The following is an 11,844-nucleotide window of genomic DNA, read 5'->3' on the forward strand; positions in this document are numbered from 1 at the left end:
TGGGTTTTAAGGTGTCTGGTTACTGTTAGAAGAAGGAGTCGTTTGCGCGTCTACTTCTGCGGTTGTCTCATCCGAGTCTTCTGAATCGATAGTGGTCTCAGAAGTCTCAGTCGTTTGGCTAGATGAGCTAGAATAACTATTATAGGAACGGCGTTGGGAACCACTCAGATAGAGATAGGAACCATAACGGTAAAGGCCGTTGGGCATATCCCAATCTTTGGCAGTTTCTACAGGATTGAGATAGGTCATCATGCTACGAAATACATCCGTTGCTACCAAATTACCGCTATCCAAGATAGGAGTGGTACGGTTGGAGTACCCTGTCCAGACAGCCATGGCATACTTAGTCGAGTACCCCACAAAGTTGTGATCAGGAGCTGCCATAGAACTGCTAGCAGCAGCTGGGTTGGAAGCCAATATGTTTGCGAGTTCCTCATCAGCGTAGTTTGATGTTCCTGTCTTACCGGCGATGGGTACACCACTGACAGCTGCGTTAAAACCAACACCATAAGTAAGCACTGATTTCATCATATCTGTCATCATATAGGCAATTTCAGGGCTCAGTACCTGAGTTCCTTCAGGGGCAAATTCTTTCGTTGTACTGTCTGCAAAGACCACTTTATTGACATATTGAGGCTTGTAGTAAGTGCCACCGTTAGCGAATACAGCATAGGCAGCAGCCATTTTTTCACTGGAAGCGCCATATTTTTGATCAGATACTGTTGTGTTACTAGAAATAGCGTTTGAATACAACAGTTCAGGATAGTGAATACCAATACTGTTGAGGTACTCTAAGGCTTTTCCTAGACCAGTTGCTTCCAAGGCCTTGATGGCTGGAATATTTCTAGAATACTGTATAGCACCTTTCAAGGTCATAGAACCGTAGTACCCACGCTCGTAGTTGTAAACAGGTGTGTTTGTGCCAGGATAGTTATACGGGCCATCCACGATGGTATCTGCTGTAGAGGTATAGACCCCATTTTTCAGGGCAGGAGCATAATCTGTGATGGGCTTCATGGTAGAACCAAAGTCACGATTGGTTTCCACAGCTTGATTCACTCCAAATGAAACGTTAGTAGCTTGATTTCGGGCACCCAGTTGAGCGATGACCTTACCGTTTGAGACATCCACAACGGTAGAAGCAACTTGGAAGATATTGTCAGGATAATAAACAAATTCATCTGTGTTGTAAATATTCCAGAGTTGTTGCTGAGCAGCAGGGTCTACATTGGTATATACATCCATGCCAGTGGTCAACAGATTGTAGCCTGTCTTTTCTTCAACCTCTTCAATTACCTCTTTGAGATAGTTGTCCATGTAAAGAGGGTAGGCCGCCGTGTTTTTGAGTGGCTGGAGACCATCTGTTACAGGAGTTGCAACAGCAATGTCATACTGTTCTTTGGTAATATATTTTTCTTCTAACATCTCCCCAAGGACAATGTCTCGGCGTCTTTGAGCAGCTTCAGGCTGAGTGTAGGGGTCATATTGGTTTGGAGCCTGTGGCATGCCAGCTAAGAGAGCCAATTGGGCGATAGATAAGTCTTTTAGCTCCTTATCATAATAAGCATTGGCTGCAGTCTTCATACCATAATTACCATTGGACATGTAGACTTTGTTGACATAGTAAGTTAAGATTTCTTGTTTGGTATTGCGTCGCTCTAGTTGTAGAGCCAACCAAGCCTCTTGGATTTTCCGTTTAATAGTCTGGTCTTCTGTTGAAGTCGAAAAGTAGGTTAGCTTAATAAACTGCTGGTCCAAGGTAGAACCTCCTTGGAGTCTCCCGCTAGTTATGTTGTTTAAAAACGCACCAGCAATCCGGATAACATCCACTCCACGATGGTTAAAGAAGCGTTGGTCCTCAATAGCTACAATAGCATTTACAAGGTCTGTTGGGATTTCCTGAGTTTTGGCATTGGATCTCTTTTCAGAACCCAAGTCTGCAATCAGTCCCCCGTTTTTGTCATAAATCTTACTGGAGGTTGTGGTCGTCAGAGCCTCTTCTGTTAAGGCTGGAGCAGAACTAATATAGTAGCCCACCACTCCTGCAACGATGAAAGTGACTAGGATAAAGCCAGCTAACACCACATTGCCTACCATAATCAGAATTTTCTTTAGGGTTTCATTGTTCAAAATTGTCACCACCTAATAATTTTGCTTCAACGACATCCAGATAAGGCAGGCTAGGATAGCCTCCCATTTTTATCTCAAAACCATACTGACGAATATAATCAATGGGCATGGACTTGCTTCCTTTGTCAATTTGGTAAAAATCAATCAAGGGCTGGGCAGGTAAAAGATAAGTCTCTTTCAGCGTTGAAAAGTGAAGGAGTACAAAGGAAATTCCCCTTTGCTGTAAAACTTGTGCCATATGCTCAATCTGATGGGCATGGAAGTTTTTCATGGGCATGGCTGTTTTTTGCCTCGTTTCTTTAGCCTCAAAGTCAATGTAAAAACCTTTATAGACTCCAGAATAATCAGTTGTCGAGGCGTGGCGGAAATAGGCTTCCACAATCTTCGCGCGACTCCGTTTAGGGTAGTCTACTTTCACAATCTGAACAGGGGTCGGCTTTTTATGGATGACGGCCTTACCATGGGCCAAATAGTAGTTATTGCTATCGTTGATGGCTGTTTCAAAGCTCATTCCCCGATTAGCAAAGTTCACCTCTTTTTTAGACCGAATACTAGTTCCAGTCACTTTCCTAGAAACCTGATGAGGATAATTGACCATAGAACTCCTTCTTGATAAAATACTATCAGTATATTATATCATAAGATGAGAAAAGAGCACAAGGATTGACTATGGAGACGATATTGGTAGTTGGTTACAAACATACTGACTTGGGGATTTTTTCGGACAAGGATCAGAGGATTTCTATTATTAAAGAGGCTATTCGAAGAGACTGTATCCGTTTCATAGAAGAGGGAGTCAAGTGGTTTGTCTTTACAGGTAATTTAGGCTTCGAATATTGGACCTTAGAAGTTTTAGAAGAGTTGATGGCAGAAGGCTATGAACTGCAGACGGCAACCATTTTTCCCTTTGCCAATCATGGTGAACATTGGAATGAGGTTAATCAAACCAAACTTGCCAAGTTCAAATCGACTAATTTTGTAAAGTATGCCTACCCTCATTATCAACATCCAGGGCAGTTTAAGGATTACAATCGATTTCTTCTAGAAAATACAGAAGGTGTTTATTTGTTTTACGATCATGAAAATGAAACAAACTTGAAATATCTATACAATCTAATCTTAACTCAAGTAGGTTATACTGTAAAAGGTCTAAACTTTGATCTTTTAAATGAAATATCCGAAGATTTTATAAAAAGTGAGTGATTTAACTTGATTTTTCCTTGTTTTTTTTAATATAATGGAGATAGTGACTTTTAGATATGGAGAGAGAAATGGCGACGATTAAATTTACAACAAAAGACATCTATGAACAAGACTTTAAAATTGGATTTCGTGGGTATGATCAAGATGAAGTGAATGATTTCTTAGATCAAATTATGAAAGACTACGATGCTTACGAAGCAATCATCAAGGAATTAAAGGGTGAAATTACACGACTGAAAGCTCAAGCAGTCAATGCTCCAAAGGCAGCTGTCCCTGTTACAGATAATACAGAAACCTTGAGAACAGAGCGTAGCTCATCGGCAACGAATTTTGATATCTTGCGTCGCTTGAATCGACTGGAAAAGGAAGTATTTGGCAAGCAAATCGCCCAAGATTAAGAAGAAGTGCAATTTTTGGATAATCGCATGGTAATACGTCAATAGAGCTACCGTTCGGTTTGAGCCTTTTGAACCTAAAGTAGTTTTTAAAGACACTACCATGAGGAAAGTCCATGCTAGCACTGGCTGTGATGCCAGTAGTGTTTGTGCTAGGCGAAACCATAAGCCTAGGGACGTCTTAGACGTTACGGCGGTCGAAATAGCTAAGTCTCTTGAGATAGGCTAAAATAGACCTGAAAGTGCCACAGTGACGGAGTTTTCATGGAAACATGAAAAGTGGAACGCGGTAAACCCCTCAAGCTAGCAACCCAAATTTCGGTCGGGGCACGGGAAAGCTGGAAACGAACAGACTTTCCTGACTGCAATGAGCAGTAGACAGATGATTATCGAAGGTGGTAGTACCTAGTACCACTGGAACAAAACATGGCTTATAGAAAATTGCATAATAGGTAGAGTCTAGGACGAAAGTACCTAGACTTTTCTTTATAAAATAGTAGCTTAGATACATGAAATCGAGAAATGATGAAAACAAATTTTAAGTTAGTGGCGACCGCAGCAGCTGGTTTAGAAGCAGTTGTGGGTCGTGAAATTCGTGACCTGGGCTATGATTGCCAGGTAGAAAATGGGCGCGTGCGCTTTGATGGTGACCTTTCAGCCATTATCAAGAGTAACCTTTGGTTGAGAGCGGCAGACCGTATCAAAATCATTGTCGGTCAGTTTCCGGCCTCTACCTTTGAAGAACTCTTTCAGGGTGTCTATCGTTTGGATTGGGAGCACTACCTGCCACTAGGTTGCAAGTTTCCAATTTCCAAGGCCAAATGTGTCAAATCCAAGCTCCACAATGAACCCAGTGTTCAGGCTATTTCTAAAAAAGCAGTAGTTAAAAAGCTACAAAAGCATTTTCACAGGCCTGAAGGAGTTCCTCTTCAAGAGACTGGAGCGGAATTTAAAATAGAGGTCTCTATCCTAAAAGATGTAGCAACTGTTTTCATAGATACCACAGGATCTAGCCTCTTTAAGCGAGGCTATCGCGTCGAGAAAGGTGGAGCACCAATTAAGGAAAATATGGCTGCAGCCATCCTACTCTTATCCAACTGGTATCCTGATAAACCCCTCATCGACCCAACTTGTGGTTCGGGGACCTTCTGTATCGAAGCAGCTATGATAGCTCGGAAGATAGCCCCTGGTCTAAAGAGGAGTTTTGCCTTTGAGGAATGGAACTGGGTGGACAAAACACTTGTCCAACAAGCCCGTCAAGAAGCTCAAGCTACGATTGTTCAGGATTTAGTTCTGGATATTTCAGGATATGATATTGACGGTCGTATGATTGATATTGCTAAGAAAAATGCTGTTGCAGCAGGTGTTGACTCGGACATTCACTTTAAGCAAATGCGTCTGCAAGATTTGAAAACGGACAAGATAAATGGGGTTATTCTTTCTAATCCACCTTATGGAGAGCGTTTATTAAATGATGATGCCATTGCCAAATTGTATCAAGAGATGGGAGAAACCTTTTCCCCACTTGTAACTTGGTCCAAGTTTATCTTGACGAGCGATGAACAATTTGAGACGCGTTATGGTCGATTGGCAGATAAAAAGCGTAAGCTATATAATGGAACCTTGAAAGTTGACCTCTACCAATTTTTTGGGAAAAGAGTCAAACGCATGATCCCAGAAGAAGGAGACTAGAAAAGTGTCAAAAAAAAATAAGCAACATTCTCATAACAATCCAGAAAAAAATGAAGAAAAAATCTTAAAGTTTGATGATATCAAGGATATGACTGTGGGACAGGTCGTTCGTAAACAACGCGATCTCAAAGATGGTATTGAAGAAGATGACAATGTCCTAGATCGCTATATCAAACAGCACCGTGAAGATATTGAAGCGGAAAAATTTGAAACTCTTGTGAATGCTCCAGCTCTCTCGGATGAGAGTATTGAAGAAGTCACTGAAACTGAAGAAGCCGTTGGGGAAAGCAGTACTGGGGAAACTGCTTCAGAGATAACATCTACTGTAGAAGAGGATAACCTGACTGATGTTCAAGTAGCCACAGAAGCGGATCTTCAGATTCACAAGGTTAGTGAATCCCAAAAAGAGAAAGTTTCTCCAATGGTACCAGTGCCAACAGACAGTGATGTTGAACTTGACGACGATAAGATTGAAAACAAAAAGAGAGTGTTGATCTGGCTTGCATTAGCGACCACTTTTGTAGCAGTGTTAGCGACTGCTTTTGTTTGGATGAATAATACGAACAACAACCAAACAACAGATTCTACAAGCTCAACCAGCAAAACTTCTTCTAGTTCGACAGATGCTAATATAGTAGCTTTTAACGAATTGTACGCATCTTTCTTCACAGACAGCAGTCAAACCAAGCTGAAAAATAGTGAGTTTGATAAGTTGGAACAATTAAAAGCAGCTCTTGATAACATTGGAACTTCCAATGCGGGCTATAAGACAGCCAAGGCCAAATATGATATCTTAGCAAAAGCTATACAGGCCATCAAGGCTATGAATGATAAATTTGACAAGCCGGTGATTGTTGATGGAGAACTAGATACAACAGCTACCGTTAAACCAGGGATGAGCTTTGAGGCGGTATCAACAGGCTTATCAGCAGTGGATACTCTCTTGACTTCTGCTATCAATATGGGACGTACCCAGAAACCTTCAGATGGAGGTGCGGGTCAACAAGTTCAAGCATCAGATGCAGGTGCAGGGCAAGGTCAAGCCGGTGGTTCTCCTGAAGCTGGTTCAGCTCAAGACACCCCTGCCGCTCCTATTGCACCAGCACCACCAGCTGCATCTGTCAATCCAAACAATCCTGGTTGGGTAAATGTTGCTGGTATTATCTACGGTATGGAAATTCCAGCTGATTTGCAATTACAACGACACCTCAGCAGGGTTCCATACAATCAATCTGCTATCGATGATGTTCATAACGAGGCATGGGTTTTCAATCCAGGTATTTTGGAAAATATTATCAATATTGCACGCGAACGTGGCCATATTTCTGGCAATGAATATTATCTTGAGAAAGTCAATATTATCAACGGTCGTGGGTATTATAACCTTTTTAGAACGGATGGCACTTATTTGTTCTCTATAAACTGTAAGACGGGCTACTTTGTTGGAAATGCTCCTGGTCGTGCAGATGATTTAGATTTTTAACATAAAAACGAGCTTGGATATCCAAGCTCGTTTTGTTATTGCCGAATGGTGACTGTCGGATGAACTAATGAGATGTGTTTCAGCAAGAAATGGACAGCAGGGTGATCGAGTATATTATATGTCAATCTAGCTACTCGTTTTTCTCCTTGGTAGAATGTCAGTACAACGGTTCCTCTTATTCCATGCCGTATCCTTAAGATATGTATCTGATCAAAATTACTTTTTGTCAGGATTTTTTGGTGAAGGTTCCCATTAATGATCAATCCTTCTTGGGAGAAGAGATAAGGGGGAATCCCAGAAAACACTCGGGGGATAGAGTGACAGTAGTCCTGATAAAGATTGGCATAGTAGTCATTCAGATGTTCTAGTTGCATGAAAAGTTTGCCAAATCTCCTGATAATTAGCCAAATTAAAGGTAAGATAGCTAACAGAATAACCATAAAGACAGAGAGCAAGGGGACTCCAGCAAAATCCCAAAAACTTCCTGAAATTGCTCGATTCTTATAATTTTGAAATGCTAAATACCCAAGAGATGAAACGGTCACTAGATCGATAGACAAAAGAAAAACAATCGCAAGCAGTCGGAGTATTTTGAGATTATGGATTTCTTTTTCAATAAATGGGTGAATCATGAGTATCCTTTCAAAAAAAGTGATAAAGAAATCAATATAAGATCAATATAAGATTAGAAAATGAAGCGCATAAAACCGAATAAACCACTATATTTTTCTTCAGTCAATTTCGGATTTCTTTTTCATACTAAGGTTACTTCGTGGCTCACTTTACCTGTCTGTCAAAAGCATTGCTAGAGATACCTTGCTCTAAAATCAGTTTTGCCCATTCTTTGGCAGAATGTAGGCTATGATCCTTGTAGTTGCCACAGGACTCAATGGTAGTCCCTGGCACATCTTCCCAGCTAGTTCTCTCTGCTATTTCCAAAAGGCAGTCGCTGATAACATGGGCGATTTCTTCAGCAGTCGGTTGACCCCAAACAATCATATGAAAACCTGTTCGACAGCCAAACGGTGAGCAGTCAATCATCCCCTCCATCCGCTGGCGAATCAACTTGGCTAGCAAGTGTTCAATCGTGTGTAGGCCAGCTGTATCCATGGCATTATGATTTGGTTGAATCAGCCGGATATCAAAGTTAGTAATAACATCACCTTTAGGACCATACTCCTCTGAAATCAGACGGACATAGGGTGCTTTGACAGCAGTGTGGTCTAATTCAAAACTTTCAACGATGACTTTTTTACTCATATAGTCGTCTCCTTTTTACAATGGTTATAGCATGATTATACCATATTCAAAAATTGATTTGTGAAATCGTTTGAAATATGATAGAATGATAAAAGGATTTTCTATGAAATCCAATGAATAAAATTTGAGGTGGAAGATGGATATTACATTTATAGTAATTGCAGTCAGTTCCGCTCTCATTGGTTTAGTGGTAGGTTACCTAGCCATTTCTCTGAAGATGAAATCTGCTAAAGAAACTGCAGAATTGACACTTTTAAATGCGGAACAAGAAGCAAGTAATGTCCGTGGCAAAGCTGAGCAAGAGGCAGAGTCCATTGTTCAAACAGCCAAACGTGACCGTCAGTCCTTGAAAAAGGAATTGCTTTTGGAAGCTAAGGAAGAGGCTCGTAAATACCGTGAAGAAGTTGCAGAAGAATTCAAAGCTGAGCGACAAGAACTGCGTCAAACCGAACTGCGTTTGACAGAGCGAGCAAGCAGCTTGGATCGCAAAGACGATAATTTGACGAGCAAAGAAAAGACTTTGGAGCAAAAAGAACAAAGTCTGATGGATAAATCTAAACACATTGATGAGCGTGAAAAAAAGGTTGCAAAATTAGAAGAGGAAAAAACTCTTGAGTTGGAAAAAGTGGCTGCTTTGAGCCAAGAAGAAGCTCGAGAGCAGATTTTGGTAGAGACCCGCGACAAACTCTCACATGAAGTTGCAACGCGTATCAAAGAAGCGGAGCGTGAGATCAAGGAACGTTCCGATAAGATGGCAAAAGATCTTTTGGCCCAAGCGATGCAACGCATCTCGGGCGAGTATGTGGCGGAGCAAACCGTTACCTCTGTTCATTTACCAGATGATGCGATGAAGGGTCGAGTAATTGGCCGTGAAGGTCGAAATATTCGAACTTTTGAAAGTCTCACAGGGATTGATGTCATTATTGACGACACGCCAGAAGTAGTTGTACTCTCTGGTTTTGATCCAATCCGTCGGGAGATTGCCCGCATGACTATGGAGGCGCTCCTGCAAGATGGTCGTATCCATCCAGCTCGTATCGAGGAGCTAGTAGAGAAACACCGTCTTGAAATGGACAACCGTATTCGTGAGTATGGTGAGGCAGCAGCCTATGAAATTGGTGCACCAAACCTTCATACAGATTTGATTAAAACAATGGGACGTTTGCATTTCCGTACTTCCTATGGGCAAAACGTCCTACGCCATTCCATCGAAGTGGCTAAGTTGGCAGGTGTTTTGGCAGCTGAGTTGGGTGAAAATGTCAGCTTGGCTCGTCGTGCTGGATTTTTGCATGACATTGGTAAAGCTATTGATAGAGAAGTTGATGGTAGCCATGTCGAGATTGGAACAGAGTTGGCTCGTAAATATAAGGAACATCCAGTAGTTATCAATACTATTGCTTCTCACCATGGTGATGTAGAAGCGACCAGCACCATTGCGGTTATTGTAGCGGCAGCGGATGCCTTGAGTGCCGCTCGCCCAGGCTCTCGTCGTGAATCTATGGAAGCCTATATCAAGCGTTTGAAAGACCTAGAAGAGATTGCCAATAGTTTCGAAGGGATCAAACAAACCTATGCTATCCAAGCAGGCCGTGAAGTTCGTATTATCGTGCATCCAAATAAAATCAGTGATGATAAAATCACTATTTTGGCCCACGATATTCGTGAAAAAATTGAGAACAACTTGGATTATCCAGGAAATATCAAAGTTACCGTTATCCGTGAAACACGAGCGACAGATGTTGCGAAATAAGCAGACATCAACTATTGAAAATAGCCCCCAAAAGTTAGAGAAAATCTCTAAACAAATGGGGCGCTTTTTTTATGAATTCGAGCTATAAAGACAGAGACAAAATTGCTAAATGAAGATGAAGCAAGATATCATTTGGAAAGTTGAAAAAATATCTCAAAAAAAGTCAAAATTAATAGTGTTTCTATCTATTAAGTGGTATAATTAAGACGTATTTTTTATAATCCTTTTCGGAGTGGATTGTGATAAAGTACATAGATGAAATAATATAGAAAGGATATTAATATGAAAAAGAAACTATCTTCTTGGCTTCAGTTGGTCATTCTATTCTTAGGAATTGTTGTGCCATCATTTTCAAGCATATCTCCAGTTGAAGCTAAAGAAGTTGCTGGTGTCATTACTTCTATGAGCCTTTCAAATCAAGACGGTGCTCCGCTTGGTCCAAGCTATGACATGTGGCAACAATTTCGTATTAATGCGACCTTTGCTTTACCAAATAATACGGTGAATGCAGGGGACACGACGACGATTACTCTTCCGCAAGAATTGGCATTTGCTGTCACGACGAGTATTGAGTTGAAGGATTCAAGTGATAATGTAGTTGCGAATGCAACCCTTGATGGGGATGCTAAGACCATTACCTTAACCTATACAAATTATGCAGAAACTCATTCAAACGTAACAGGAAATTTCTTCTTCTATGGACGAGTGGATCATAATGTTGTTCAAAATGAGCAAGATATTGATGTTACTTTGAATGTTCAAGGAGCGCCAATCAACGCTGGTAAAATTCACTACAATGGACCTCCAGGACAGTACAGCTCATTGCTTGAAAAATCTGGTTGGCAAGATGATAAAGATGTCAATAGAATGAAATATGAGCTGGCAATCAATAGAAATATGGAGAGCCTTACCAACCTTGTCATTAAAGATAAGATTTTAAGTCCAGGTTTAGAGTTGATTCCAGATTCCTTCCAAGTCTACCGTTTGGATTGGTCTTGGGACAATGGTGTTTGGAAACACACTAACCATGAAGATATCACTTCCCAGCTCAATATTCAGATTGCACCAGACAACCGCAGTTTTTCTATTGACTTAGGTTCTCTTAATCACAAAGGGATTTTGATCAACTATGATGTGCGCCTTCCGTACACACCGGTTGATGGTGAAGTCTTTGAAAATGAGGCAGAATTAAAATCAAATGATACTGTGATTGGTGGAGATCTTCAAGCTACCACTTACTTTGTGGCTGGTGGTTCAGCAGAAGGTTATGTCTTTAGCATTGACATCACTAAGACAGATGAAGGTGGACAACCACTTGCAGGCGCAGTATTTGAGGTAGTTCGTAATCGTAATGGTGTAGTAGTAAATACTCTGACTACCGATAATAGTGGTAAAGCAGTATTTACAGGTCTTCTTAAGGATGAGTATACCATTCGTGAAGTTACTCCTCCTCCAGGTTACAAGCCGTTAGCTAATACTATTGCAGTTACTCCAAATGACTTTGGAACTACAAAAGTTGCTTCTTTTACTATCAAAAATGAAAAAGAAGAGCAACCTAAGAAAATCACTTTTTCTAAAGTCAACCTTGGTGGTAGCGAAGTAGCTGGTGCAGAAGTCGAAATTTACAAAGGTAATACAGTCGCTGGTGATCCAGTTGCGAAATGGACTTCAACGACCACACCAAAAGAACTGGACTTGGCTCCAGGTACCTACGTTTTCCATGAGAAGGCAGCTCCGAACGGTCTTCTTAAAGTAACGGATATTACTTTTGAAGTGAAAGACAACGGTACTGTAGAGGTAACCAATATTGGTCAAAAAGACGCTAAGGGTGAAGACAACCAAGTAGTTACTGCTGGTTCCAAAATCACTATCACTGATAAGACAGATGATCTACCACGTAAGATTACCTTCTCTAAAGTAAACCTTGGTGG

Annotated in this window: 10 protein-coding genes and 1 other RNA gene; 7 read left to right on the forward strand and 4 right to left on the reverse strand. The window is 41.0% G+C overall.

The genetic code is table 11. The features are described from left to right. Positions 1-6: 6 nt before the first annotated feature. Together pbp1a and recU are read right to left on the reverse strand one after the other, a co-directional pair. The gene (gene pbp1a / locus F602_RS0105085; protein WP_018166885.1) at positions 7-2,130 is read right to left on the reverse strand and encodes a penicillin-binding protein PBP1A; all 2,124 of its coding nucleotides are present in this window, start codon (positions 2,128-2,130) and stop codon (positions 7-9) included. Next, positions 2,120-2,728, reverse strand: coding sequence for a Holliday junction resolvase RecU (gene recU, locus F602_RS0105090; RefSeq protein WP_018166886.1), 609 nt, complete (start codon positions 2,726-2,728; stop codon positions 2,120-2,122). Before recU ends, pbp1a begins: the two co-directional genes overlap by 11 nt. Before the next feature lie 71 nt (positions 2,729-2,799). Between recU and F602_RS0105095 the strand changes: the two genes are divergently transcribed. The 5 genes from F602_RS0105095 to F602_RS0105110 all read left to right on the forward strand — a co-directional run bounded on the left by F602_RS0105095 (position 2,800) and on the right by F602_RS0105110 (position 6,903). Beyond that, positions 2,800-3,333, forward strand: coding sequence for an SLOG family protein (locus tag F602_RS0105095; RefSeq protein WP_026183314.1), 534 nt, complete (start codon positions 2,800-2,802; stop codon positions 3,331-3,333). A 68-nt stretch (positions 3,334-3,401) separates the two neighbouring features. Beyond that, complete coding sequence (gene gpsB, locus F602_RS0105100; RefSeq protein ID WP_018166888.1) at positions 3,402-3,731, forward strand: cell division regulator GpsB; 330 nt, start codon at positions 3,402-3,404, stop codon at positions 3,729-3,731. An 82-nt stretch (positions 3,732-3,813) separates the two neighbouring features. Further along, positions 3,814-4,167: RNase P RNA component class B (rnpB, locus tag F602_RS10735), an RNA gene on the forward strand. An 86-nt stretch (positions 4,168-4,253) separates the two neighbouring features. Continuing rightward, positions 4,254-5,420 (forward strand): THUMP domain-containing class I SAM-dependent RNA methyltransferase, encoded by a 1,167-nt coding sequence (locus tag F602_RS0105105; RefSeq protein ID WP_026183315.1) that lies wholly within the window; start codon positions 4,254-4,256, stop codon positions 5,418-5,420. Between the two features lie 4 nt (positions 5,421-5,424). Further along, a complete protein-coding gene (locus F602_RS0105110; protein WP_018166890.1) occupies positions 5,425-6,903 on the forward strand; it encodes a cell division site-positioning protein MapZ family protein in 1,479 nt (492 codons plus the stop codon). Positions 6,904-6,938: 35 nt separating this feature from the next. Here the strand turns inward: F602_RS0105110 and F602_RS0105115 are convergent, their stop codons facing one another. Further along, positions 6,939-7,535 (reverse strand): hypothetical protein, encoded by a 597-nt coding sequence (locus F602_RS0105115; protein ID WP_018166891.1) that lies wholly within the window; start codon positions 7,533-7,535, stop codon positions 6,939-6,941. A gap of 145 nt (positions 7,536-7,680) precedes the next feature. After that, entirely contained in the window at positions 7,681-8,163 is a 483-nt protein-coding gene (locus F602_RS0105120) for an S-ribosylhomocysteine lyase (protein ID WP_018166892.1), read from the reverse strand. Positions 8,164-8,299: 136 nt separating this feature from the next. Here F602_RS0105120 and F602_RS0105125 point away from each other — a divergent pair, with 136 nt between their 5' ends. Together F602_RS0105125 and F602_RS0105130 are read left to right on the forward strand one after the other, a co-directional pair. Further along, positions 8,300-9,913, forward strand: coding sequence for a ribonuclease Y (locus tag F602_RS0105125; protein ID WP_018166893.1), 1,614 nt, complete (start codon positions 8,300-8,302; stop codon positions 9,911-9,913). A gap of 282 nt (positions 9,914-10,195) precedes the next feature. Further along, the coding region (locus tag F602_RS0105130; RefSeq protein WP_018166894.1) for an Ig-like domain-containing protein at positions 10,196-11,844 on the forward strand (1,649 nt) is incomplete at its 3' end.

It is taken from the genome of Streptococcus minor DSM 17118 (genome assembly GCF_000377005.1).
Lineage (GTDB): Bacteria > Bacillota > Bacilli > Lactobacillales > Streptococcaceae > Streptococcus > Streptococcus minor.